The 25,208-nt window shown below is 61.5% G+C and carries 24 protein-coding genes and 2 pseudogenes; 19 read left to right on the top strand and 7 right to left on the bottom strand.

Annotated features, from left to right (window positions below):
• Nucleotides 1-11: 11 nt before the first annotated feature.
• The 5 genes from uvrC to E2K80_RS18555 form a co-directional block, all read right to left on the bottom strand.
• A complete protein-coding gene (gene uvrC, locus E2K80_RS18575; protein WP_135376342.1) occupies nt 12-1,877 on the bottom strand; it encodes an excinuclease ABC subunit UvrC in 1,866 nt (621 codons plus the stop codon).
• A gap of 311 nt (nt 1,878-2,188) precedes the next feature.
• Nucleotides 2,189-2,965, bottom strand: coding sequence for an SDR family oxidoreductase (locus tag E2K80_RS18570; RefSeq protein WP_135376341.1), 777 nt, complete (start codon nt 2,963-2,965; stop codon nt 2,189-2,191).
• Nucleotides 2,966-2,980: 15 nt separating this feature from the next.
• Complete coding sequence (locus tag E2K80_RS18565) at nt 2,981-3,934, bottom strand: calcium/sodium antiporter (RefSeq protein ID WP_135376340.1); 954 nt, start codon at nt 3,932-3,934, stop codon at nt 2,981-2,983.
• A 3-nt stretch (nt 3,935-3,937) separates the two neighbouring features.
• Entirely contained in the window at nt 3,938-4,129 is a 192-nt protein-coding gene (locus E2K80_RS18560; RefSeq protein WP_135376339.1) for a hypothetical protein, read from the bottom strand.
• A 3-nt stretch (nt 4,130-4,132) separates the two neighbouring features.
• Nucleotides 4,133-4,933 (bottom strand): S49 family peptidase, encoded by an 801-nt coding sequence (locus E2K80_RS18555; protein WP_135376338.1) that lies wholly within the window; start codon nt 4,931-4,933, stop codon nt 4,133-4,135.
• Nucleotides 4,934-5,077: 144 nt separating this feature from the next.
• On the opposite strand from E2K80_RS18555, the gene modA reads away from it, so the two are divergent.
• From modA to E2K80_RS18490, 13 genes and pseudogenes are all read left to right on the top strand, one after another.
• Complete coding sequence (gene modA, locus E2K80_RS18550; protein WP_135376337.1) at nt 5,078-5,890, top strand: molybdate ABC transporter substrate-binding protein; 813 nt, start codon at nt 5,078-5,080, stop codon at nt 5,888-5,890.
• On the top strand, nt 5,887-6,585 hold the full coding sequence (gene modB, locus E2K80_RS18545) for a molybdate ABC transporter permease subunit (RefSeq protein ID WP_135376336.1): 699 nt from the start codon (nt 5,887-5,889) through the stop codon (nt 6,583-6,585). Before modA ends, modB begins: the two co-directional genes overlap by 4 nt.
• Nucleotides 6,582-7,673, top strand: a complete 1,092-nt coding sequence (gene modC / locus E2K80_RS18540) for a molybdenum ABC transporter ATP-binding protein (RefSeq protein WP_135376335.1) — start codon at nt 6,582-6,584, stop codon at nt 7,671-7,673. Before modB ends, modC begins: the two co-directional genes overlap by 4 nt.
• Nucleotides 7,674-7,760: 87 nt before the next feature.
• Nucleotides 7,761-8,699, top strand: a complete 939-nt coding sequence (locus tag E2K80_RS18535; protein WP_135376334.1) for a hypothetical protein — start codon at nt 7,761-7,763, stop codon at nt 8,697-8,699.
• Between the two features lie 83 nt (nt 8,700-8,782).
• The gene (locus E2K80_RS18530) at nt 8,783-9,088 is read left to right on the top strand and encodes a BrnT family toxin (RefSeq protein ID WP_135376333.1); all 306 of its coding nucleotides are present in this window, start codon (nt 8,783-8,785) and stop codon (nt 9,086-9,088) included.
• A 66-nt stretch (nt 9,089-9,154) separates the two neighbouring features.
• Entirely contained in the window at nt 9,155-9,436 is a 282-nt protein-coding gene (locus E2K80_RS18525) for a BrnA antitoxin family protein (protein WP_135376332.1), read from the top strand.
• Between the two features lie 276 nt (nt 9,437-9,712).
• On the top strand, nt 9,713-11,281 hold the full coding sequence (locus E2K80_RS18520; RefSeq protein ID WP_135376331.1) for a 2-isopropylmalate synthase: 1,569 nt from the start codon (nt 9,713-9,715) through the stop codon (nt 11,279-11,281).
• A gap of 332 nt (nt 11,282-11,613) precedes the next feature.
• Nucleotides 11,614-12,653 (top strand): annotated as a pseudogene (locus E2K80_RS18515) (rod shape-determining protein).
• 204 nt (nt 12,654-12,857) lie between these two features.
• The gene (gene mreC, locus E2K80_RS18510) at nt 12,858-13,796 is read left to right on the top strand and encodes a rod shape-determining protein MreC (protein ID WP_135376330.1); all 939 of its coding nucleotides are present in this window, start codon (nt 12,858-12,860) and stop codon (nt 13,794-13,796) included.
• Nucleotides 13,793-14,329, top strand: a complete 537-nt coding sequence (locus E2K80_RS18505) for a rod shape-determining protein MreD (protein ID WP_135376329.1) — start codon at nt 13,793-13,795, stop codon at nt 14,327-14,329. The genes mreC and E2K80_RS18505 overlap by 4 nt, the downstream gene beginning before the upstream one ends.
• 37 nt (nt 14,330-14,366) lie before the next feature.
• Complete coding sequence (gene mrdA / locus E2K80_RS18500; protein ID WP_238475591.1) at nt 14,367-16,274, top strand: penicillin-binding protein 2; 1,908 nt, start codon at nt 14,367-14,369, stop codon at nt 16,272-16,274.
• Nucleotides 16,271-17,410, top strand: coding sequence for a rod shape-determining protein RodA (rodA, locus tag E2K80_RS18495; protein ID WP_135376327.1), 1,140 nt, complete (start codon nt 16,271-16,273; stop codon nt 17,408-17,410). Before mrdA ends, rodA begins: the two co-directional genes overlap by 4 nt.
• A gap of 13 nt (nt 17,411-17,423) precedes the next feature.
• A complete protein-coding gene (locus E2K80_RS18490; RefSeq protein ID WP_135376326.1) occupies nt 17,424-18,359 on the top strand; it encodes a 2-hydroxyacid dehydrogenase in 936 nt (311 codons plus the stop codon).
• A gap of 167 nt (nt 18,360-18,526) precedes the next feature.
• On the opposite strand, the pseudogene E2K80_RS18485 reads toward E2K80_RS18490, so the two are convergent.
• Nucleotides 18,527-19,305, bottom strand: a pseudogene (locus E2K80_RS18485) (SseB family protein).
• Complete coding sequence (locus tag E2K80_RS18480) at nt 19,306-19,896, bottom strand: uracil-DNA glycosylase family protein (RefSeq protein WP_135376325.1); 591 nt, start codon at nt 19,894-19,896, stop codon at nt 19,306-19,308.
• Between the two features lie 104 nt (nt 19,897-20,000).
• On the opposite strand from E2K80_RS18480, the gene E2K80_RS18475 reads away from it, so the two are divergent.
• The 6 genes from E2K80_RS18475 to E2K80_RS18455 all read left to right on the top strand — a co-directional run bounded on the left by E2K80_RS18475 (nt 20,001) and on the right by E2K80_RS18455 (nt 25,205).
• Nucleotides 20,001-20,342: an ArsR/SmtB family transcription factor gene (locus E2K80_RS18475; RefSeq protein ID WP_135376324.1), complete on the top strand. Its 342-nt coding sequence runs from the start codon at nt 20,001-20,003 to the stop codon at nt 20,340-20,342.
• 30 nt (nt 20,343-20,372) lie between these two features.
• Nucleotides 20,373-21,053: a permease gene (locus tag E2K80_RS20140; RefSeq protein WP_443216538.1), complete on the top strand. Its 681-nt coding sequence runs from the start codon at nt 20,373-20,375 to the stop codon at nt 21,051-21,053.
• Nucleotides 20,939-21,367 (top strand): permease, encoded by a 429-nt coding sequence (locus tag E2K80_RS20135; RefSeq protein ID WP_443216564.1) that lies wholly within the window; start codon nt 20,939-20,941, stop codon nt 21,365-21,367. The genes E2K80_RS20140 and E2K80_RS20135 overlap by 115 nt, the downstream gene beginning before the upstream one ends.
• A gap of 61 nt (nt 21,368-21,428) precedes the next feature.
• Entirely contained in the window at nt 21,429-22,691 is a 1,263-nt protein-coding gene (locus tag E2K80_RS18465) for a Na+/H+ antiporter NhaA (RefSeq protein WP_135376323.1), read from the top strand.
• A gap of 182 nt (nt 22,692-22,873) precedes the next feature.
• Complete coding sequence (locus E2K80_RS18460; RefSeq protein ID WP_135376322.1) at nt 22,874-23,533, top strand: ABC transporter ATP-binding protein; 660 nt, start codon at nt 22,874-22,876, stop codon at nt 23,531-23,533.
• Nucleotides 23,511-25,205 carry a capsule biosynthesis protein gene (locus tag E2K80_RS18455; protein WP_135376321.1) on the top strand — a complete coding sequence of 565 codons (1,695 nt, stop codon included), beginning with the start codon at nt 23,511-23,513 and terminating at the stop codon, nt 25,203-25,205. The genes E2K80_RS18460 and E2K80_RS18455 overlap by 23 nt, the downstream gene beginning before the upstream one ends.
• The last annotated feature ends 3 nt before the right edge of the window (nt 25,206-25,208 follow it).

Here is a 25,208-nt window from a genome sequence, read left to right as displayed (position 1 = left end):
GCCATACCGTCTTAGCCGCGTTCATGGAAGAAGTCATAGATCGTCTCGGCCATCGTGCCGGAAATGCCCTCAACCGCTTTCAGGTCCGACAGGTCGGCGCGGGCCACCGCCTTGGCGCTGCCAAAATGGCTGAGCAGGGCGCGTTTGCGGGTGGCGCCGACGCCCGGCACATCGTCAAGCGGCGTGGCAGAGACCGCTTTGGCGCGTTTCTGGCGATGGGCGCCGATTGCGAAACGGTGCGCCTCATCGCGCAGGCGCTGCACGAAATAGAGCACCGGGTCGTTGTGTTTCAGCGCGAAGGGCCGGGCGCCGCGGCGGTGGAATTCCTCTTTGCCCGCATCCCGGTCCACACCTTTCGCCACGCCGATGAAAGGCACGTCATCCACCCCCAGATCACCCATGATCTCGGCCACGGCACTGATCTGCCCTGCCCCCCCGTCGATCAGCAGCAGGTCGGGCCAGGCATCTGATTTGCGATCAGGGTCTTCTTTCAGCAGACGTTGGAAACGGCGGGTCAGCACCTCTTTCATCATCCCGAAATCATCACCGGGTGTGATCTCTGTGCCTTTGATGTTGAACTTGCGATACTGGGATTTCATGAAGCCATCCGGGCCCGCCACGATCATCCCGCCCACCGCATTGGTGCCCTGGATATGGGAATTGTCATAGACCTCGATCCGCTTGGGCGGTGCGTCCAGATCAAAGGCTTCGGCCAGCCCGGTCAGCAATCTGGTCTGGGTCGCCGTCTCGGCCATCTTGCGGGCCAGACTTTCGCGGGCATTGCGCGCGGCGCTGTCCACAAGCGCTGCCTTTTCGCCCCGTTGCGGCACCAGAATATCCACCTTGCGGCCCAGTTTCCCGCTCAGCGCCTCGGCCATCAGATCCTGATTTTCGATGCCGTGGGACAGGATCAGCTGCCGGGGCGGTTCCTTGCTGTCATAGAACTGGCCGATGAAGGCTTCCAGCACCTCGGGCGCCCCGGCACCGGCCACACGGGGATAGAAATCGCGGTTGCCCCAGTTCTGATTGGCGCGGATGAAAAACACCTGCACACAGGCCTGCCCGCCCTCCATATGCAGGGCAATAATATCGGCCTCGGTCACGCCTTTGGGGTTGATGCCCTGGGCCGATTGCACATTGGTCAATGCGCGGATCCGGTCGCGCAGGGCAGCGGCGCGTTCAAATTCCATCGCCTCGGAGGCCTCCGCCATGTCACGGGCAAGCGTTTCCTGAATTTTCGTGCTGCTTCCGGTCAGGAAGCTTTCCGCATCCGCGACCGCAGCCTTGTAATCCTGTTCCGAGATATAGCCGACACAGGGGCCGCTGCAGCGCTTGATCTGATAGAGCAGACAGGGCCGCGTGCGGCTGTCAAAGATCGCGTCGGAACAGTTGCGCAGCAAGAACACCTTCTGCAACTGATTGAGCGTCCGGTTCACCGCGCCGGCGCTGGCAAAGGGCCCGAAATAGGCGCCTTTCTCTTTCTTCGCGCCGCGATGTTTCTTGATCTGCGGAAACGCATGTTCCGCCGAGACCAGAATATTCGGAAAGCTTTTATCATCCCTCAGCAGCACATTGTAGCGCGGCTTCAACTGCTTGATCAGGTTCTGTTCCAGCAGCAGCGCCTCGGTCTCTGTCCGCGTGGTCAGGAACATCATCGAGGCGGTTTCACGGATCATCCGCGCAATGCGCGGGTCATGGCCCGTGGGTTTCGCATAGCTTGAAACCCGTTTCTTCAGCGCCCGCGCCTTGCCCACATAAAGCACCCGGGATTGCCCGTCGAGCATCCGGTACACACCCGGCGAATTGTCCAGAACCCTGAGATAGGACTGGATCACCTTATGCCCTGTGGGCGCGATTTTTGTGGCGTTTTCAGGCATGTCTCAACGGTCTCGCCGATTCCCTTCCCGGCTGCAATGGGACGGGCCCGGTTTCAAGCCCAAAGCTTTCCACGGTTCCTGTGGATAAGCCTTCGGATAAATCTTGCTCAAGGCGAATTTATCGTTGTTTTTTACCCGGTTCATCGGTTTGCTCACTTTTTGGGCAACTTCTCAACCCATTGTTTTCAAGCGTTATTTTTTGTCCTTTTTCGGGCTGTTACCCGGTTGTCACGAACAGGTAACAGGCCTGTTACACTGCATCTCGCGGTGGACAAATGGCCACTCAGCGCCAAAACCGTGCCAATCCGGCCCTATTCCACGCCCAGCACATCGGGGGTCTGCCAGCCAAGATGTTGCCCACCATCGACGCAGATCAACTGCCCCGTCACCACGCGGGCCGTCAGCAGATACCGCAGGGCGGCGGTGATGTCTTCGGCATCCACGCCACGTTCCAGAACCGTGGCCGCGCGCTGTGCCGCAAAATGCTCTGCCGACTGGCGCCCGCCCTGAAGCGTGGGGCCGGGACCGATGGCATTGACGCGCACCCGGGGCGCCAGGGCCTGTGCTGCGGTTCGGGTGAAGGCCCAAAGCCCCATCTTTGCAATGGTATAGGTCATGAATTCCGGCGTCAGCTTGCGCACACGCTGGTCGATCATGTTGACAACCAGCCCCTGGGCCACCGGTTCCCCGGAAGCGTCGGGGACCGGGTCGGGCACATGGGCGGCCAGGGCCTGGGTCAGCACAAATGGCGCGCGCAGGTTTGACCCCATATGCCTGTCCCAGCTTTCGCGGGTGGCAGTGGCCAATGTGTCATGTTCAAAGATCGAGGCGTTGTTGATCAGCACATGTATCGGCTGGCCCAAGGCCTCGACAGCGCGGGGCAGAAGGGCCTGCGTCTCATCCTCGGACAAAAGATCGGCCTGTACCGCAACGGCCTTGCGACCAAGGGCCGTGATCATGGCCACAGTTTCATCCGCATCGGCGGCCGAACTGGCGTAATGCACCGCCACGTCATGGCCCATCTCGGCCATGGCCCGCGCCATCGCCCGGCCCAATCGCTTGCCCGCCCCGGTGACCAGTACCGCCATAATCCCCCCTTAGGCTCAGATCAAAAGTATCGCGATATAGATGACATACAGCGCCACGAAGGCCATTCCAATCGCCCGGCCCATCTGCAATTTCAGAAACACAAACGGCGCCAGCAGCAGCGAGGCCCCAAGCATCACCCAGAAGTCAAAAGTGAAAAACGCGGAATCCACCGGGATCGGGCCAACCAGCGAAGACACCCCGATGATGGCCAGAAGATTGAACATGTTGGAGCCGATGACATTGCCCAACGCCACATCCGCATGTTTGCGGATCGCCGCCATGACGGTGGTGGCCAGCTCCGGCAGGGAGGTGCCGACCGCAACCAGTGTCAGCCCGATCACGGTTTCGGTGATGCCATAGGCCCGTGCGATTGCCGTTGAACTTTCGACCAGCAGGCTGGCCCCCAGCGGCAGGCCGATCAGCCCAAGCAGCAGGTAAAGCCCCACCTTCCAGTCCGGCATGGAGGGGTCGGCCTCTTCAAGCGCGTCTTCCTCCGATATGCAATTGGCCGCGGCCCTGTGTGACTGCGCATCGCAAAACTGATCCGTCAGAACAAGGCCCAGACCGGTCAGCAGGATCAGACCATGCCACCATGTGAAAGGCCCGGCAGAGGCCAGGCCAATGAACAGGAATGTCCCCGCAATCATCATCAGATAGGTGCGTCTGCTTTCGCATTTGCGGGTATCAAGCCCCGAGATTAGCGCAGGCACCCCCAGAACCAGAAGGATATTGGCGGTGTTCGACCCCACCACATTGCCCAGCGCCAGACCCGGCACATGTTCCCAGATCGCCTGTATCGAGATCAGCAATTCGGGCGCCGAGGTGCCGAACGCCACCACGGTCAGGCTGACAATCAGCGCCGGAATACCCAGCCGCAAGCTGAGATTAACCGCCCCCCTGACCAGAATATCCCCCGCCAGAAGCAGGATCAGCAGGCCAAGCCCGGCGAGCAGAAACTCGGTAATCATTGCCTAGTCTTGCCCTTTGGAACAGTGGCGGCACGGCCCGCCCTTGAGATTGTAGCGCCCGCATTCCGGGCACAGGCTTGGTTTCGGCAACCCCCCTGTCGGCCCGCCCCGTCGCCCGATACGCGGCAGACGAAGCCGCCCGAACATGGCCAGAACCACCATGCCGATCAGAAACAGGGACACGATCTTGATCATCGGTTAAAGCCCATATCGCGCATAGGCCGCGCGGGCATCCATGGTTCCGGTCACATCTTCGACAATCTGCGTGCCGAACCGCTGCAACAGGCCCCGTTTCGGCCCGTAAACGGCAAACCGGGTCTTTTCACCGAACAGGTCTTTCATCTTCGGTTTCAGATGCCCCAGACCATCGGCAAGGCCCAGATCAACCCCGGTCTGACCAAGCCAGAATTCACCGGTGAACAGATCGGCGTTTTCCGCCAGCCGGCTGCCCCTGCTGCGTTTCACATGGGCGATGAAGGCCGCGTGTATCTGCGCCTGAATGGATGTCAGCCGCGCCACATCCTCTGCCCGTTCCGGGCGGAACGGGTCCAGCATGGATTTGTCCTTGCCCGCCGTATGCACCCGCCGTTCGATGCCGAACCGGGCGATCAGCTCATTCAGCCCGAAACTGGCCGAAATCACCCCGATGGACCCGATGATTGAGCTTTCATCGACCCAGATATGATCAGCCGCGCAGGCCAGCCAATACCCGCCCGAAGCCGCCACATCCTCGACAAACGCGTGAACCGGCACCTCTTTTTCCTCGGACAGCCGTTTGATCCGTGCCGCAATCAGCGAGGATTGCACGGGCGATCCGCCGGGGGAATTGATCGCCAGCGCCACGGCGGCAGGTTTGCCTCTGGCAAAGGCTTTCTCGATCATCTGGGCGGTGCCCGCATCATTCAGAACTGCGCTGCGACCGGTTGCTGAGATCACACCCTGCAGGCGGATCACCGACACCAGAGGGTCGGTTTTCATGAAGGGGATAAACCTTTTCATGGAATCGCATGTAGCCTGCGCATCCGCTGCGAACAAGGCGCGGGTCTGAGATTTGCAGGGCTTGTGACCACCGCAAAGCTCTTGCGCCCGTAAAACCGGGATCAGTGCTGGACTTTACCGCAATTCTGACGCGCAATCGCGCATATGGACGGACCTGACCCAGATATGCGCCCGCCAGCCCGGCGCACCCGGCCCGGGCTTTGGTGGCAGGGTCTGGCCAGCCTGCTGCTGGCACTCTCAATCCTGGCCTGTGCCACGGGCAAGACACGGGCCGAGGATATCCTGATCTTTGCCGCCGCCAGCCTGCGCGAACCGCTGGAGGAGTTGCGTGAAAACTGGACAGGCGCGCCTCTGGCAATCTCTTATGCGGGCAGTTCGGTTCTGGCCCGCCAGATTGAGGCCGGCGCCCCGGTTGATCTGTTCCTGTCCGCAAACACAGACTGGGTTGCCTATCTGGACAATCAGGGCCTGATCGACAACAGGTATCAGCAGGTGCTTTTGTCGAACCGGCTGGTTCTGGCAGGCCCGGCCCCGGCCATGTCACAGGCTGAGGATTTCGCGGCTGCATTGACCGCCCTGCACCGCGACGCCCGAATTGCTACCGGACTGCTTGAGGCGGTTCCCGCAGGCATCTATGCCCGGCAATCGCTGGAAACCGCCGGGCTGTTGCAGACCTTCCTGCCCCGGATCGTGCAGACCGAAAATGTGCGCATCGCCCTGACCCTCTCCGCGAGGGGAGAGGTGGCCCGCGCCATCGTCTACCGGACCGACGCGCTGTCTGACCCGGATGTGAGCATCGAAGTTCTAATCCCCTCCAACATGCATGACCCGATCCGCTATCCCATCGCCATTCCCGCCAGCAGCACCCACCCGGAGGCACGGGCGCTCTTCGCCTTTCTGACCTCGGCTGCGGCCATGGCGGTGTTTCAGGCCCATGGTTTCGGGGTGCCGGAATGAGCCTTGGCCTCGGCCCCGCGGAATGGCAGGTCGTGGGCCTGTCGATGCAGGTTGCGATCTGGGCAACGCTGGCCAGCCTGCCCTTCGGCATCCTTGCCGCGCTTATGCTGGCGCGGGGGCGGTTTTGGGGCCGTGAAGCTCTCAACATCCTTGTACATCTGCCGCTGGTCCTGCCGCCGGTGGTGACGGGCTATCTGTTACTGCTTCTGTTCGGCAGCCAGGCCCCGCTTGGCCGGTTTTTCGAGGCCACGCTTGGCCTCAGCTTCGCCTTCCGCTGGACCGGCGCGGCGCTGGCCTGCGCGATCATGGCCTTCCCGCTGATGGTGCGTGCGATCCGCCTGTCGATCGAGGCGGTGGACCCGAAACTGGAAGAGGCCGCCGCCACCCTTGGCGCGTCCCGCCTGCGCATCTTCGCCACGCTCACCCTGCCGCTGGCCCTGCCCGGCATTCTGGCCGGGATGGTTCTGGGGTTTGCCAAGGCGCTTGGCGAATTCGGGGCGACGATCACCTTCGTGTCGAACATCCCCGGCCAGACCCAGACAATCCCGACCGCGATCTACAGCCTGTTGCAGGTGCCGGGGCAGGAAAATGCAGCGCTCAGGCTGATCCTGATATCCATCGCATTATCGGCAGGTGCGCTGATCGCATCGGAATGGCTGGCCCGCAGCATGACAAAACGGATGCGCGGGTCATGAGCATCACATTGTCCCTCACCCACCGGTTCCCGGATATGGGCCTTGCGCTGGAGGCCAGGCTGAATGACGGGCTGACCGCAATCTTCGGACCGTCCGGGGCGGGCAAAACCAGCATTCTGCGCTGTGTCGCGGGGCTGCTGCACCCGGATCAGGGCCAGGTGCAGATTGGCGACCATCTGTTGCTGGACACGGCCAGAGGCATCAACATCCCCACCGCCCGGCGGCGGATCAGCTATGTGTTTCAGGAACCGCGCCTGTTCCCGCATATGAGTGTGGCCGCCAATCTCGGCTATGGCGCCGCGGGCGCCCGGGGCCGGGCGCTGCCCCTTGGGTTCGACCCGCTGGTTGACCTGCTTGGCCTCGGTCCCCTGCTGACCCGCCGCCCGGCCACATTGTCGGGGGGAGAAGGGCAGAGGGTCGCCCTTGGCCGGGCGCTTCTGGCAGCCCCCGATCTGCTGTTGATGGATGAACCCTTGTCAGCCCTCGACACGGGACGCAAAGCCGATCTTCTGCCCTATTTCGAACGGTTGCGCGATCAGGTCGGCATCCCGATCCTCTATGTCAGCCATGATGTAAGCGAGGTTGCCCGCCTCGCCGATACGGTCATCCTTATGGACAAGGGCCGGATGCGCAGCGTCGGGCCGGTGGCCGAGATATTTGCAGGGGGCGAAACCGGGGATCAGGTCAGCCGCGATATGGCCGGCGCACTTCTGAACGTGACAATTGCCGCCCATGATGCAGAGGACGGCCTGACCGAGGCACGGATCGGCGCGCAGCCCCTGTGGCTGCCGGGGCATGTGGGCAATCCGGGTGACCGGCTGCGCCTGCGGCTGGATGCGCGTGATGTGATGCTGATGCGCGATATGCCAAAGGGGATCAGCGCGCTGAACGTGCTGCCCGCCACCGTGATCAGCATCGGTGCGGGGCCCGGTTCGGGCGCGCTGGTCCGGCTGGATCATCAGGGGCAGGTGCTGGTCGCACGGGTCACCAAACGCTCTGTCCGGGTGCTGGCGCTGGAGCCGGGGCTGCGCCTGCACGCCATCGTCAAATCCATGTCCGTCACCCAGGAACGGGTCGGACCCGGGTAAAGCCCTCTTTAAGACCCCGTCGATAAAGTCGGCTGACACGCGCCCCCGCCTGACCGGGCCGCAATCAGGCCGCCCCGGGGGGAATCCATGCCCGAAATCATCCTTCACATCGGCGCCCACAAGACCGGCACCACCAGCCTGCAAAGGCTTTGCGCCGAAAACCGGGCACTGATGGAACGCAATAATGTGCTCTACCCGGATACAAACTGGTATCATTATGCCCAGCACCGGCTTGCCTTTGCCCTGCGCGGCCAGAACCGGGGCGGGGCCGATGCGACGCAGGAACTTGGCGCCTTTGCCCGCGCCATTGCCAGCACAGGCGCGCAAAAAATCTTTGTCTCCAGCGAGGAACTTTTTTCAATCCCGCTGGAAAAGCTGCGCCCTTTGGCAACATGTCTGAAAAACCGACCTGTCAAAATCATCGCAGTTCTGCGCAGGCCCGATGAATTTCTCCTCTCGCTGTACAACCAGAAGGTCAAACACCCGGGGAATGCGTTTCGCCAGCCGATCGGGTATTTCCTGAAAAACCCTGGGGATATAGATGCCGATATCCATTTTCGGGCCTGTATCGGCAATTGGAGCAGTCTGTTTGGCCGGGAGAACATTACCCTGCTGAATTATGACAGCGCCCCGCCGGTTGAGAGCGTTCTTGAGATTCTAGGGCTGACCGGCAAGCTGCACCCGCCGCCGCATCGGGAAAATACCAGCGTTCCGGGGGCCGTGGCCGAGATCATGCGCCTGTCCAAGATGATCGAGATGCCCACCCATCGGCAAAAGCAGCTTTACACGCTGGCGCTTGGCTGCTTCTCGAACCGGCCCAGGCTTCATGTCTCTGCCGAGGATCGCCGGGCCATCGTTGCCCGTTTCGAACCTGAGAATGACGCGCTGTTCGCGGAATTCGGACAGGAAAACCCCTATCGCGCCGCACGGCTCCGCTTTGCAGAGGATGGGGCAAAGGACGCGCCCGCCTTGAACCTGCGGGATATGATGGACCTTGTGAACCATCTGTTCGAAGATATGGCGTAGCCAGAGACCAGAGAACAGCCACGCGGAGAATATGTTTCTATGGAAGTGTAAGACGTTTTGCGTTACGATATGTGGGGACAAGGATGCAGTTTGAATGGGATGACGCGAAATCAGAGGCAACACGGGCCGCACGCGGATTTGGCTTCGAACAGATGACGCCGGTCTTCCTCGACCCATGTCGCGCCATCTTCCCGGACAACCGCTTAGACTACGGGGAACAGCGGTGGATTACCTTTGGCGAAACCGAAGGCCGCCTATTCGCCGTAGCCTACACCATGCGCGGCGATGCCATAGCGAAATCGTTTTATTCTGCACCATCTCTTATCAAAATTCGCGTTCGAGATCAGCATCTTGCTGATCGAGAGGCAGAGAATTTTGATTCAGATTAAACGATTTCTGCTCTATCCGCATCGTATCGGCGCGGAAGGCCAACACGCGGGAAAGGAGACGTTACAATGAGTACAAAAACCTACAAGCTTGACCCGAAGGCCCCGCCCGGGCTGACCGACGCGGCCAGGGCTGCCTATGACGCAACGCCCGACGCGCAGATCGATTATGATGACATCCCCGATATGGGCGATGTCGAATGGTCCCGCCCGTCCCCGAAACCCACCGTCACCATGCGGCTGGATGAAGATGTGATTGCCTATTACAAGCGGGAAGACCCAAGGGGCTACACCCGCCGCATGGCCGCCGTTCTGTCAGCCTTCGCACGGCGGAATCGTTCCCCTGAATAAGCAGGGGGGCCAGATCATGAGTTTGACCCGAACCTGCCCGGTCACGGGGTCAATCGGCCCCCTCAAAAAAGGGGTTTTCATCTGCGTCCGACGCCGTAAACTGCGCCCCATGACGACGCGCAGCCATATCGCCTTGATTGCCGCCCCTCTGGGTGGCCTGGACCTGCGCGGTCTTCTCCTTCTTAGCCACCTCTGAGCGTGCCATCCGGCGCGACCGCTCAGGGGGGGATGAAGCGCCGAGAAAATCACGCGAAATCAAGGCTAAGGACCAGAGCTATGACCAATGACAAAAACCGTGTGGTGATTTTTGACACCACCCTGCGCGACGGCGAACAATCCCCCGGCGCAACGATGAGCCATGACGAAAAGCTGGAGATTGCCAGCCTCTTGGACGAGATGGGCGTCGATATCATCGAGGCCGGGTTTCCCATCGCCTCCGAAGGCGATTTCGCCGCCGTCTCCGAGATCGCCAAAAACGCGCGGAACAGTGTGATCTGCGGGCTGAGCCGAGCGAATTTCAAGGATATCGACCGCTGTTGGGAGGCCGTTCGCCACGCGAAACAGCCGCGTATCCACACCTTTATCGGCACCTCGCCGCTGCACCGGGCGATCCCCAACCTGACCCAAGATGAAATGGCCGAACGGATTCACGACACGGTCAGCCATGCCCGCAATCTCTGCGACAATGTGCAATGGTCGCCAATGGATGCAACCCGCACCGAATGGGAGTATCTGGCCCGCGTCGTGGAAATTGCGATCAGGGCCGGGGCCACCACGCTGAACATCCCCGATACGGTCGGCTATACAGCGCCAAACGAATCCGCCGACCTGATCCGTCGCCTGATCGCCGAGGTTCCCGGCGCCGATGAGGTGGTTTTCTCGACCCATTGTCATAATGATCTGGGCATGGCGACAGCCAATTCTCTGGCAGCGGTCGAAGGCGGTGCCCGGCAGATCGAATGCACGATCAACGGCCTGGGTGAACGCGCAGGCAATACAGCCCTGGAAGAGGTGGTGATGGCGATGAAGGTGCGCCATGACATCATGCCGTTTACCACCGGCATCGACGCCACCAAGCTGATGAACATCTCCCGCCGGGTCGCCACGGTGTCCGGTTTTGCGGTGCAGTTCAACAAGGCCATCGTCGGCAAGAACGCCTTTGCCCATGAAAGCGGCATCCATCAGGATGGCATGCTGAAAAACGCCGAAACCTTTGAAATCATGCGCCCCGAGGATGTGGGCCTGTCCGAGACCAATATCGTCATGGGCAAGCATTCCGGCCGGGCGGCCCTGCGTTCGAAACTCAAGGATCTGGGCCATGATCTGGCGGATAATCAGCTGAACGATGTGTTCGTGCGCTTCAAAAGCCTGGCCGACCGCAAAAAGGAAATCTTCGATGATGACCTGATTGCGCTGGTGGCCGACAGCGCGGCAACCGATCAGGATGATCACCTGCATCTTCAGGCGATGACCGTGATCTGCGGCACCGAAGGCCCGCAAAAGGCAACCATGACCCTGTCGGTCGGCGGCATCGAGAAATCGGTTGAAGCCACCGGGGACGGCCCGGTCGATGCGGCCTTCAACGCGGTCAAGGCGATTTTCCCGCATCAGACGATGCTGCAATTGTATCAGGTGCATGCGGTGACTGAAGGCACCGATGCCCAGGCCACGGTCAGTGTGCGGATGGAAGAGGAAGGCCGCATCGCCACCGGCCAATCCGCCGATACCGATACGGTGGTGGCCAGCACCAAGGCCTATATCAACGCACTCAACCGGCTGATCCTGCGCCGTGAAAAGACCGGAGGCCATGACCTGCGAGAGGTGTCGTATAAAGATGTCTCGTGATTATGGCGTTTCGGGTTTGACCTGAAAAGCAGTCATGTCATGGGGCGGTGCTGATGTCACCGCCCCTTCTGACACAGGATAGTGAAGCACCCGCGCGAACCGGGATCAGCCTTTCGCGTGAAGGGGCCGGATTTCTCCAGAAATCCTTGTGGAAAACGCGCGTTTTCCGGTTCCTTCACGATCCTGCGCGACATACAGCGCGGCGAAAATGCGCTGACCCGGGCTCAGATCGCTCTTTACGCCTGCCAGACGGGGTGACTATATGCACTCCGGTTGAACGCGCCCGAGTCTCTTGGGCGCCTTTTGGACGTTACAGCAGGATTCTCCCCCATATGGCCATCGGATTTGGCAGCCTTTTCTCCGCCGATATGGCAATTGACCTCGGCACCGCGAACACGCTTGTCTATGTGAAAGGCAAGGGTGTGATCCTGAATGAGCCCTCGGTGGTGGCCTATCAGGTCAAGGATGGTGTGAAAAAAGCCCTGGCTTTCGGGGAAGACGCCAAACTGATGCTGGGCCGCACGCCCGGGTCGATTCAGGCGATCCGGCCCATGCATGACGGCGTGATCGCAGATTTCGACGTGGCCGAAGAGATGATCAAACACTTCATCCGCAAGGTCCATAAACGCACAACCTTCACCAAACCCAAAATCATCGTCTGCGTGCCCCATGGGGCCACCCCGGTCGAAAAACGGGCGATCCGGCAATCGGTTCTGTCCGCAGGCGCCCGCAAGGCGGGCCTGATTGCCGAACCGATCGCGGCGGCCATCGGGGCCGGCATGCCGATCACCGACCCGACCGGCAACATGGTCGTGGATATCGGCGGCGGAACCACCGAGGTGGCCGTTCTCAGCCTGGCCGACATCGTTTATGCCCGATCCGTGCGCGTCGGCGGCGACCGGATGGATGAAGCCATCATCTCTTACCTGCGCCGTCAGCAGAACCTTCTGATCGGGGAGGCAACCGCCGAACGCATCAAAACCTCCATCGGCACCTCGCGGATGCCCGATGACGGGCGCGGGTCCTCCATGCAGATCCGCGGCCGTGACCTGTTGAACGGGGTGCCCAAGGAAACCGAGATCAGCCAGGCCCAGGTGGCCGAAGCGCTGGCCGAACCGGTGCAGCAGATCTGCGAGGCGGTGATGAGCGCACTGGAAGCCACCCCCCGGATCTGGCAGCCGATATCGTGGATCGTGGCGTGATGCTGACCGGCGGCGGTGCGCTTCTGGGAGAGCTTGACCTGGCACTTCGTGAACAGACGGGTCTGGCGATTTCAGTGGCCGATGAAAGCCTGAATTGCGTGGCCATGGGCACCGGCAAAGCGCTGGAGTATGAAAAACTGCTCCGCCATGCGATAGATTACGACAGCTAAAGCGGTTTGCGTTTTATATGGGGCAGCCCCGTCGAAAACGCGTTCGAGCCGAAGGCGAGAGGCAGCGGTTTTCGGTAAAGTTCAAACGCAGACCGCTATAGGATCTTTCGGGCGCAACCTGATACATGCGATGTCAGCGAAACCTGAAAAGTGTTGTAAACCCACGGATGTTGCGCGTTTGCGCAGCGCGATGTGAGGATGTGAATGGCCCGTGATCGAAACGATGCCGCCTATGCCCGCCCTGTCCGGCGTTTGCTGCTGACGGTTCTGATCTTATGTCTTGTGTCGCTGGTTCTGATCTGGCGGATTGATAACCCACGGGTCGAACGTATGCGCGCCGCCATCGTTGACCGGGTTGTCCCGAATATGGAATGGGCGATGGCCCCGGTCGCGGGCATGGCGCGTATGCTGGATGATTTCCAAAGCTACTCAAGACTTTACGAACAGAACGACCAGCTTCGGCGCGAATTGCAGCAAATGCGCGCCTGGCGCGAGGCCGCGCTGCAGCTGGAGCAGGAAAACGCCCGGTTGCTGGATCTCAACCGGGTGCAACTGGACCCGGAACTGACCTTTGTGACCGGGATCGTGCTGGCCGATAGCGGGTCGCCCTTCCGGCGTTCGGTTCTGCTGAATGTGGGCGCCCGCGATGGGATTCTGGACGGATGGGCTACGATGGACGGGCTTGGCGTAGTCGGGCGCATCGCCGGTGTGGGGGCAAACACCTCGCGGGTTCTGTTGCTGACCGACAGCAACAGCCGCGTACCGGTGACGATCCAGCCCTCGGGGCAGCAGGCCCTGCTGCTTGGTGACAATTCCGTCGCCCCGGTTCTGGAATTCATCGAGGATGCCGAGGATATCAGCGCAGGCGACCGGGTGGTGACCTCGGGCGATGGCGGTCTGTTCCCCGCCGGTCTGCTTGTCGGTCAGGTGGGGCTAAGCCCGGATGGGCGGATGCGCACGCGCCTTGCCGCCGATTACGCAAGGCTGAATTTTCTGCGCGTGATGCGCAGCCACCCGGGCACCACATTGTCCGACCCCGGCGGGTTGATCGGCCCGCCCTGGCCCTTGTCAGACCCGAGTGCCGAAGACATCCCGGCAGACATACAGACCCCGCCGCTTGAGACAGGTGCGCTGGACCCATGATAGACCCGGTTACCCGCCATATCTGGACCTATCGGCTGCTCTATCTCGCGCTCAGCCTTGTGGTGATTGCCTATAAGCTCCTGCCGCTCAGCCTGGGGTCTATCGGTCTGCCCTCGCCCGATATTCTGCTGGCCCTGACACTGGCCTGGCTGATGCGCCAGCCTGCCGTCGTGCCCATGGGCGCCATTATCCTTGTTTTCCTGCTGGCCGATTTCCTGTTTCAGCGCCCCCCGGGGCTTTGGACCCTGCTTGTCCTGCTGACCAGTGAAAGCCTGCGCAGGCGGCGCGCCCAGATGACCGAATTTCCGTTTCTCGTCGAATGGAGCGCCTTTGCCGGGGCCGTATTCACGCTTTTGATCCTGAACCGGGTCGCGCTTTGGGTGCTTATGGTGAACCAGACAACCCTTGGCCTGACGCTGGTCCATGGGATTGTGACAGTGGCGATCTATCCGGTTGTGGTGGCGGTCTCGAAATTCCTGTTCGGGCTGCGTAAACTGGGGCCAATCGACTCAGACGTGGCCGCAAACCCATGAAACGCACCCCCAGGAAACCGAGGAAAACGCCCGCCTTGTGGGCCGCCGCGCCCTGGTGGTTGGCGGGGTGATCGCGGGCACGGGCGCGGTGCTGGCAGGCCGGATGCAGTATCTGCAACTGGACCGGGCCGATGATTTCCGCATGCTGGCCGAGGAAAACCGGATCAATATCCGCCTGTTGCCCCCCGCGCGCGGCCTGATCTTCGACCGGGCAGGCCAGCTTCTGGCGGGCAATGAACAGAATTACCGCATCATCATGGTGCGCGAAGATGCCGATGACGTGGACGCCGTGCTTCAGCGGCTGACGGATCTGGTCAATCTTGACATCGGCAAGCTGGCGCGCGCGCGTGAGGAAATGCTGGCCCGCCCGCCCTTTGTACCGGTGACGATTGCCGACAGATTAAGTTGGGAAGAACTGTCGACCGTGGCGGTGAACGCCCCCGCCCTGCCCGGTGTGACCCCTGAATTCGGGCTAAGCCGTATCTATCCCCGGGGCCCGGATTTCGCCCATGTGGTGGGCTATGTCGGCCCGGTCTCGGATTGGTATCTGGAAACCACCGGCGACACCGACCCGGTTCTGCAGATCCCCGATTTTCAGGTCGGGCGCTACAATATCGAGGCGCGGATGGAACCCCGCTTGCGCGGGCGGGCGGGTGCCAAACGGGTCGAGGTCAATGCCGGTGGCCGCATCATGCGGGAACTGGACCGCGACGCCGCAACCCCCGGCGCGGATCTGCAACTGACCATTGATGCCGGATTGCAGAACTATGTCGAGGCCCGGCTGCATGGCGAAAGCGCCGGGGCCGTGGTGATCGAGGTGGCAACCGGTGAGATTGTGGCCCTTGCCTCGGCCCCGACCTTTGACCCCAATCTCTTTGTGCGCGGGATCTCGACCACCGACTGGAACACGCTGAACACAGACCCGTACCGGCCATTGGCCAATAAATCGGCACAGGGCCTTTACCCGCCCGGCTCGACCTACAAGATGATCGTTGCCATGGCCGCGCTTGAGGCCGGTGTGATCACGCCCGAGGAAACCGTGACCTGCCGGGGCTTCACCGAGGTTGGCAACCGCCGGTTCCATTGCTGGCGGCGCGGTGGCCACGGCGCGATGAATCTGACCGACAGCCTGACCCAATCCTGTGATGTCTATTATTATGATCTGGCAGAACGCACCGGGATCGAGGCGATTTCCGCCATGGCCCGTCGTCTGGGCTGTGGCGTGCATCACGATGTGCCGCTTTCCGGTGTTGTCACCGGCCTGGCCCCCACCATGCAATGGAAACGCGACAACCGGGGCGAGGATTGGGTGGTCGGCGACACGCTGAACGCCTCCATCGGTCAGGGCTTCGTGCTGGCCTCCCCCCTGCAGCTTGCGGTGATGACCGCACGTCTGGCCACCGGGCGCAATATCATGCCGAAAATGGTGAAATCCATCGACGGGCGTGATGACGGGCCTCTGGGCGGCGAGGGTCTGGGCCTTGATCCCGCACATCTGGCCCTGGTCCAGCAAGGCATGTACCGGGTCAGCAATGCCCGTCGCGGCACCGCCTATCGCAGCCGGGTCGAAGACCCGGCCTATGCGCTTGCGGGCAAAACCGGCACCAGCCAGGTGCGCAACATCACCGCGGCTGAACGGCGCGCAGGGGTGGTCCGCAATGCCGATCTGCCCTGGGAACGCCGCGACCACGCCCTGTTTGTGGCCTTCGCACCTTTTGAAGCGCCGCGTTTCGCGGTCTCGGTGGTGGTTGAACATGGCGGTGGCGGCTCCATCGCAGCGGCGCCCATCGGCCGGGATATCCTGCTGCGTGCCCAATATGGCGATGTGCCCCCGGTTGAGCTTTACCCCGCAAACCAGCGTCGCGACATCGAAGAGATGCACGAGAATATGGACCTGCGCCCCGTCACCCGGCCTGAAGGCAACGGGGGCAGCAGCCAAGCATGAGCTTTCTGGAATACACGGTCAAATCCACCCCAAGCGGGTTGCGAAAACTGTTTTATGTGAACTGGGCGCTGGTGCTTTTGGTGATGGCGGTCACCAGCATCGGGTTTCTGATGCTGTATTCCGTCGCGGGCGGCTCCCTGACGCCCTGGGTCGAACCGCAGATGCAGCGGTTCGGCCTTGGTCTGATCGTCATGTTCATCGTCGCCATGGTGCCGATCTGGTTCTGGCGCAACATGTCTGGCGTTGCCTATGGGGTGTCGATCCTTCTGCTGCTTTATGTGGAGTTTTTCGGCTCCATCAATATGGGGGCGCAGCGCTGGATTGATCTGGGTTTCATGCGCCTGCAACCCTCGGAACTGACCAAAATCACCATGGTGATGCTGCTTGCCGCCTATTACGACTGGCTCGACAGTCGTAAAATGTCGCGACCGCTTTTCGTGCTGATCCCGCTTGTGATCATCTTCATCCCGGTGCTGCTGACCCTGCGCCAGCCCGATCTGGGCACCGCCCTGCTGTTGCTTATGGGCGGCGGCGCGGTGATGTTCCTGGCCGGTGTTCACTGGGCCTATTTCCTGGCCGTCATCGGCACCGGTCTGGCAACGGTCACCGCGGTTTTCACCTCACGCGGGACGCCATGGCAGCTTTTGCAGGATTATCAGTACCGCCGGATCGACACTTTCCTTGATCCCGCCTCGGACCCGCTTGGCGCGGGCTATCACATCACCCAGTCCCAGATCGCGCTTGGCTCCGGCGGGTTTGGCGGGCGCGGCTTCATGCAGGGCACCCAAAGCCGCCTGAATTTCCTGCCCGAAAAACATACGGATTTCATCTTTACCACCCTGGCCGAGGAATTCGGCTTTATCGGCGCCGCCTCGCTTCTGGCGCTCTATCTGCTGATCCTGCTGTTCTGCATCAGCACCGCCCTGCAAACCAAAGACCGCTTTGCCGCGCTGGCGACGCTTGGCGTCGCGGTGACCTTCTTTCTCTATTTCGCGATCAATATGGCGATGGTGATGGGGCTGGCCCCGGTGGTGGGCGTGCCCCTGCCGCTGGTCAGTTATGGCGGGTCGGCCATGCTGGTTCTGATGGTGGGGTTCGGTCTGGTGCAATCCGCTCATATCCACCGTCCCCGTTAAGGCCCTTCTCCCGATGCCCAATATCCTCTTTGCCGCGCGCCCTGAGCGCTGGACCCAATATGAACGCCCCCTGCGAAACGCCCTGGTCGAAGCCGGGCTGCCGGGCGCAAATCTGACCACCCGGGCCGATCCGGCAGAGGTGGAGTACATCATCTATGCCCCGAACGGCCCGGTCAGTGATTTCACCCCCTATACAAGGCTGAAAGCCGTCCTGAACCTCTGGGCCGGGGTCGAGGATGTGGTGGGCAACACAACCCTGACCGTGCCCTTGGCGCGGATGGTCGATTATGGCCTGACCGAAGGTATGGTTGACTGGGTCGTGGCCCATACCATGCGCCACCATATTGGGATCGACGCCCATATTCACGGCCAGGACGGGGTCTGGCGCGCCGGCATTGTACCACCCCTTGCCCGCGACCGCCGGGTGGCGATCCTCGGGCTGGGCGCGCTTGGATCGGCCTCCGCCACCGCGCTTGCCGGTCTGAACTTTCAGGTCAGCGGATGGTCCCGCAGCCCGAAACAGATTGACGGGATCCGCACATTTCACGGCCCGGACGGGTTACAAAAAATCCTGAAATCGGCAGAAATTGTAACCCTTCTTCTGCCCGACACCCCCGCGACCGAGGCCGTATTGAACGCCGACACCTTCGCCATGATGCCAAAAGGGGCGGTGATCCTGAACCCGGGGCGTGGTGCCCTGATCGACGATACCGCCCTGCTCAACGCGCTTGATACAGGCCGGATCAGCCATGCCACGCTTGATACATTCCGGGTGGAACCCCTGCCCGAAACTCACCCGTTCTGGGCCCATCCCAAGGTCACCGTCACCCCGCATATCGCCTCGGAAACCCGCGTTGAAAGCGCCGCCAAAGTGATCATCGACAATATCCGCCGGGGCGAAACCGGTGCCCCCTTCCTGCATCTTGTCGACCGTGATCTGGGCTATTGACACATATGGCAGAGCCCTTCCCCCTTCTTCTTGTCCCAAATACGCAAAACCCGGGCCTCGCCACAGACACTCCCCTTGCAGCCCCCGCGCGGGCCAGGCCCCAGACCCGTGGCAACGCGGGGCAAGGAGAGCCCCGAAGCGGCCTGACGCGGCCAGCCGCCAGCGCGTCAGCGCAATCTGGGCGGGCGGTCCGGGTCCATCCCCGGTTCGGCCCCCGGGGTTTTTCGACCACAGGTTCCGGCAAATCGAACCTCAGCCCAAGCCGCGCCAGAGAGGCACAGATCGGCTCGGAGGCGTTGAAAAACGCCACATCCAGACTGCCCGCCTCGATACCGGAAAAGGTCAACGCCTCGGCCACCGCCTGCGCCAGGGCCGGTTCGGCACCTTTATCGGCCCCGACAAAACCCAGCAAATGCCCCTGCCGCCCATCCTCATAGGAAACCCCGGCCAGATAGGCCAGTTTCGCCATCCCGACTGCGCCCGCCAGCTTCGCATCCAGCGCCGCAATCAGCGCCTCGGGCAGGCCTTTCGGGGCAGATATCTCTGCGGGGCGGGCTTCCATCTCATCGGGCGCATGATCAAGCGTGTCGGCCAGCCAGCCCACCGCCTCGGCCTCGATCAGGATGGAGGACGGCGCCACATCCAGATTGACACCCAGGCCAATCGCCTGCCCCGCCAGCATTCCCGCCAGGGCCCGCCCTGAAAGGGCCGCATAGGGAGAGATCCGGCCCGCAAATGCCGTCAACCGCTCTTCACGGTCAAAAACCAGGGCGAATTGCTGCCCCTCCACCGGGAAAATCTGCGGGCTGATCCGATCGCCATCAGCCTCACTCTCCAACAGCAAAAACAGCTCTGTGCTGGCCAGACAATCATAGAACCGCAACCGCGCGGCATCATCGCCCGGCGCGGCCTCCATCACCGCATGGGCCTGATCAAGCGCCGTCATCTATTTCAACACCTCCGCCACCCGGGCCCGCAATACCGGCAACAGCTCGGCACTGAACCACGGGTTTTTCTTCAGCCAGCCGGTATTGCGCCAGGACGGGTGCGGCAAGGGGATTATCCCGGGCCCATGGTCGCGCCAGGCAGCCACGGTTTCGGTCACGCCGGCTTTGCCTCCCAGATGCCAGTTTTGCGCATAACCGCCGATCAACAGGGTCAGACGAACCCCGGACAGCAGATCGGTCACCCGACGCCGCCAGGTCTGCGCACAAATCTTCGGCGGCGGCAGGTCGCTGCCCCTGGCGTTATAGCCCGGAAAGCAGAACCCCATGGGCACAATCGCCACCCGGCTCCGGTCATAGAAGACCTTTTCTGACACGCCCATCCAGTCGCGCAAACGGTCGCCGGAAGGGTCTGTGAACGGTTTGCCGGACTGGTGAACCTTCATCCCCGGCGCCTGCCCGGCGATCAGCAACCGGGCGTCGGGGGCGAACCAAACCACCGGGCGGGGTGCATGGCCTGTCGCCGTTGCCGCAAAACGGTCGGCACAGATCGTGCAGGAGGACAGTTCTGATCTCAGGGCTTCGAAAGACATGTGCCAGACCTAAAGGGTTTCCGGCATCTGTTGAACCGCAATAAACCTTCCGATGAGCATATCAGGGCTCGACATCAATTCTATATTTCTACATATATAGAAATATGAACCGGAATCCCCCTCCCCCTCCCGCTCTCACTCTGGCCGCAACCGCCTTTGCCGCGCTTGGATCAGAACACAGGCTGGCGATCCTGCGCCGTCTTGTCCGCGCGGGGCCCGACGGGGTGCCGATGGGGGAACTGGGCCTGGATGTGGGCATCGAAGGCTCAGTCCTGACCCATCATCTGAAACAACTGGTCAGTGCCGGGCTGGTCACACAAAAGCGCGATGGACGGCGCATCCTCTGTTCGGTGGCTTTCGGGCAGATCGAGGGGTTGTCTGACTTTCTGCTGTCGCAATGCTGCGCGGATCGCGGCGGGCATGACAAAGGCACCCGCCATGGCTGATCTGACGCTCCCCCCTCCTCGCGGGCCCGTATGATATGGAGCCGGACCGACAAGGTCCTGCTCAGCTCTGTGGCAGTGCTTCTGGCGATTTTCATCCTCGACCGGCCCGCCTTTGGCCCAAGTGTCACCGACACGGCCAGCAACCTGCTGCACACCCTGCCCTTCATCCTGTTTGCCGTCTCTGCCATTGGGTTTTTACGGGCCACCGGGTCTGAACGCCTGCTGGAAGACGCGTTTCAGGGACGTGAGGCGCGGATGATCATTCTGGGGGCGCTGGCCGGTGGCCTGTCGCCGTTCTGTTCCTGCGAGGTGATCCCGTTTATCGCCGCCCTTCTGGCCGCAGGTGCGCCCTTGTCAGCGGTTATGGCCTTCTGGCTGGCCTCCCCCCTGATGGACCCGGCGATGTTCGCGGTCACCGCAGGCACGCTTGGCTTTGATTTCGCCCTGGCCAAGACGCTCGCCGCCATCGGGCTTGGCCTTATGGGCGGGCTGACCGTCATGATGCTGGCCCGCACCGCCCTGTTCACCGACGCGCTCAAACCGCAGACCCCCACCGGATGCGGCAGTTGCTGCGGCGGTGCCAAACTGACGCTGAACTGGGCCTTCTGGACCGAGGCCCCCGCCGGACCCTGTTTGCCGAGACCGCCTGGTCGAACCTTGTGTTTCTCGGGAAATGGCTGGCGCTGGCCTATGTGCTGCAAACCCTGCTGATCCGCTACATTCCGGCTGATCTGATCGCAGGGATCGTTGGCGGCGATGGCATCGGGTCGATCCTGCTGGCGGCTCTGGTGGGCGCGCCGGCCTATCTGAACGGATATGCGGCCGTCCCCCTGATCGACGGGCTGTTGCAGCAGGGGATGAGCCAGGGCGCCGCGATGGCCTTTGTCATCGCCGGCGGTGTCAGTTGCATCCCTGCGGCGGTTGCGGTCTGGGCGCTGGTGAAACCCCGGGTTTTTGCGGCTTATCTGGGGCTTGCCCTGACCGGTGCAATCCTGGCGGGCATTGTCTGGGGTGCGTTCGCCTGACCCATTGTGCGGTGCTGAGCCTTCCGCTATTTCGATCACCACAATAGACGAAAGGTGGGTCATGTATCGCGTCTGGAATTTCATCACCAGCTATTCGCTGTTCCTGATCGGTGGCGCCATCATCGCGCTGATCTGGGCAAATATCGACGCGTCCAGCTATCACCATATGGTTGATTTCGTGCTGATCGACGATTTCTTTATCGGTCATCTGCATGTGGACGAGCTTGGCCATATTCACCGGACGCTGACCCTGCATTATCTGGTCAATGACGTGCTGATGGCGCTGTTTTTCGCCATCGCCGCCAAGGAAGTGTGGGAAGCCGTGATCCTGAAAAACGGCTCGCTGCGGGGTAAAAAGGCCGCGACCCCCTTGTTTGCAACGCTTGGCGGGATGGTCGGGCCGATTGCCGTCTATCTGGGGCTGGCCCTGGTTCTGGGCTCAGACACCTATTCGGCGGTCGCCAATGGCTGGGCCATTCCAACCGCGACAGATATCGCCTTTTCCTATCTGGTGGGCCGTCTTGTCTTCGGCGCAGGCCATCCGGCAGTGCGCTTCCTGCTGCTTCTGGCCATCGCCGATGACGCGGCGGGCCTGTTGATCCTGGCGATTTTCTACCCCTCGGCAGAGCTTGCGCCGGAATGGCTTTTGCTCAGCCTCGGGGCTGCGGTCGGGGTTTTCGTGCTGTTCAACTGGTTGCCGCGATATCTTGACCGGGGCGATCAGCTGCGCACACGATCCACCTTCATACGCAAAAGCTGCAGCTACTGGCCCTATGCCATGGCCGGATGTCTGAGCTGGTATGGCTTTCAGGAAAGCGGGTTGCACCCGGCGCTCGGGCTGTTGCCGATTGTGCCCACGATCCCCCATGCGGATCGGGCCTTTGGCATTTTCGCCGATGCCGAACGGCATTTGCACGACCTGCTGAACCAGATGGAACATGCCCTGAAATACCCTGTTGAGATCGTTCTGGGCCTGTTTGGTCTGATGAATGCAGGGGTTGAGTTTTCGTCGATGGGTGATGCAACCTGGCTTGTCCTTGCCGGGCTTCTGATCGGCAAACCCATCGGCATTTTCCTGTTTGGCTATGTCGCCGCAAAACCCCTTGGGCTGGGGATGCCGCAAGGTATGCGGATCATCGACCTTGTGGTGATCGGCTTCGTGGCGGCCATCGGCTTTACCGTATCGCTGTTTGTGGCCTCGGTCGCATTTGATGGCGGGCCTGTGCAGGACGCCGCCAAGATGGGGGCGCTGTTCAGCTTTGGCGCGGCCCTTGTCTCCATCATTGCGGGCAAGATGTTGCGGGTTCAGAAGCAAGAGACCTGACCCGGCCCTGTACCGCCAAAGGCCGAACTTGTGCCATAATCAACGTATCGGGCTTGGAACAAAGGCCGATCAGGGACATAATGGCGCCCAATTGGGCCTTTACTACCGGGTCATGCAACCCCCGCGCAAAATGACGGGGCATATGACGAAAATGGCAGATATAGCAGCGGCGGAGCAATCACTTGCTCGAATTTATAAATGTTTCCAAGTCCTTCTGGACGGGCACACAACGCAAGGTGATCCTTGACCGCGCCTCGTTTCGCGTCGATCTGGGCTATTCGCTTGGCATTCTGGCCCCCAATGGCACCGGCAAGACCACCGTGATCAACATGATGGCCGGGCTGGAGAAACCCGATGAGGGCGAAGTTGTCCGGGCCTGCCGCGTCTCTTTCCCGCTTGGTTTCATGGGCGGGGTGATCACCAAACTGAACGCAACCGAAAACAGCCGCTTCATCGCGCAGCTGCACGGTCTGGACCCGGATTATGTCGAGGCGTTCTGCCGCTGGCTCTGCGGGATCGAGGAATATTTCGAAATGCCGATCGGCACCTATTCCTCGGGCATGCGGGCGCGGTTCAACTTCTCGCTGCTGCTGGCCCTGGATTTCGAGATTTACCTGATTGACGAGGGCATGCCCCAATCCACCGATCCGGGGTTCAACCGCCGGGCGGGCAGCATTCTGGCCGACAGGTTGCGGTCTGCCACGGTTGTCATCGTGTCGCACCAGCCCAAGACACTTGAAAAATTCGCGCGCAAGGCTGCCGTGCTAAAAGACGGACAACTGTATTCCTTCGACGCGCTGGAAGAGGCAAAAAGATTTTATGACTATGAAGCCCAAAGCTAAGAAATTTCGCGTCCGCCGGGCGACGGGGGTCACACCCGCATCTGGCGGGACGCGGCCCGCAGCAGGGGCGCCGACGCAGGACAATGCCCTGCTGGGCGAGATGGAGGATGGCTTTGGCGATGCGCCCTATCCCGGTTCCGCCGCCCATGACCGTGCCTCAGGCGCCCAGGCTGCGCCGCCTGAGCCTGCGCCCGGCGCGGAACCCGAGGTTCCGGTCGAACAGGAACTGGCCGCCATCCGTCAGGAAGGCCTGACCGGGCGGCAATTGCGCATGGCAAGGCGCACAGCACAGAAACACGGGCTGCGCCCGGCCTCTGATTTCGACGCGGTGCGGCTGTTGCGGCATCGGGGGATCGACCCGTTTGCCCGCACCAATATGCTGGAGTTGATCGTGAATGACGCTCAATCCGGTGCTGCGGCCCAGACACCGGCGCAGGCGCAGGGCAACTCGCAAACCCTGCCCGCCACCATGCGCCAGCCAAGCGTTCCGGCCCCTGCCGGGCAGGCATATGACGAAAACACCCGCGCCTCCGAGATCATGCGGGTGCAGCGCGATCTTGCGACCCGGCGGCGCAAACGTCTGGCGCTGCTGGCTGTCCGGCTGATGTTCTTCGTGATGCTGCCCACCTTTCTGATCGGCTATTACTTCTTCACCGTCGCCACCCCGCTTTATGCCACCCATTCCGAATTCCTGATCCAGAAGGCCGAAGCCAGTGCCGGTGGCGATCTGAGCGGGATGTTGGGCGGCACCAGCTTTGCAACGGTGCAGGAAAGCATCACCGTACAAAGCTATCTGGAAAGCCGCGAGGCGATGCTCAGGCTTGATGCGGAGCTTGGCTTTCGCGCCCATTTCTCGGGCGAGGATATCGACCCGCTGACGCGTCTGGCCCCGGATGCCTCGGATGAAGATGTCTATGACACCTATCTGAAACATCTCGACATCGGATATGACCCGACAGAAGGCCTGGTGCGGATGGAGGTGGTTGCCGCCGATGCCGAAACCAGCCAGAGATTTTCCGCCGCCCTGATCACCTATGCCGAAGAACGGGTTGATCAGATGACCCAGCGACTGCGTGAATCGCAGATGGCCGATGCCAATAGCAGTTTCGAAGACGCCGAACTGCGTATGGTGGGCGCCCAGCAACGGGTGATCGAGCTTCAGGAACAGCGCGGGGTTCTGAGCGCCGAGGCCGAGGTCAACACGGTGTTTCAGCAGATCTCGACCTTCGAGTTGCAACTGCAACAGGAACGGCTGCGGCTTCTGGAACTGCAAAGCAATATCCGCCCGAACCAGACCCGGGTGGAGGTGGCAGAACGCAATATCGAACGGCTGGAGGCGCTGATCTCATCGCTCCGCGACGGGCTGACCGCCACAAGCGGTGCCGATGACGTCTCGCTGGCCCGGATATCCTCGGAACTGATCGTGGCCCAGGCTGATCTGCAAACCCGTCAATTGATGTTGTCCCAGGCCCTGCAGGCGATGGAAACCGCCCGGCTTGAGGCAAACCGGCAATCGCTTTATCTGTCGATCGGCGTTTTCCCGGTGGCCCCGGATGAGGCCGCCTACCCCCGCGCGTTTGAAAACACGCTGCTTGCCTTCCTGGTCTTTTCTGGCATTTACCTGCTGGTGTCGATGACCATAGCCATCCTTCGTGAGCAGATATCAGCCTGAGAT

The sequence above is a fragment of the Rhodophyticola sp. CCM32 genome (genome assembly GCF_004751985.1).
Classification (GTDB): Bacteria; Pseudomonadota; Alphaproteobacteria; order Rhodobacterales; family Rhodobacteraceae; genus Rhodophyticola.
Note: the sequence above shows the minus strand (reverse complement) of the source record. Positions and strands in the feature narration are given on the sequence as shown.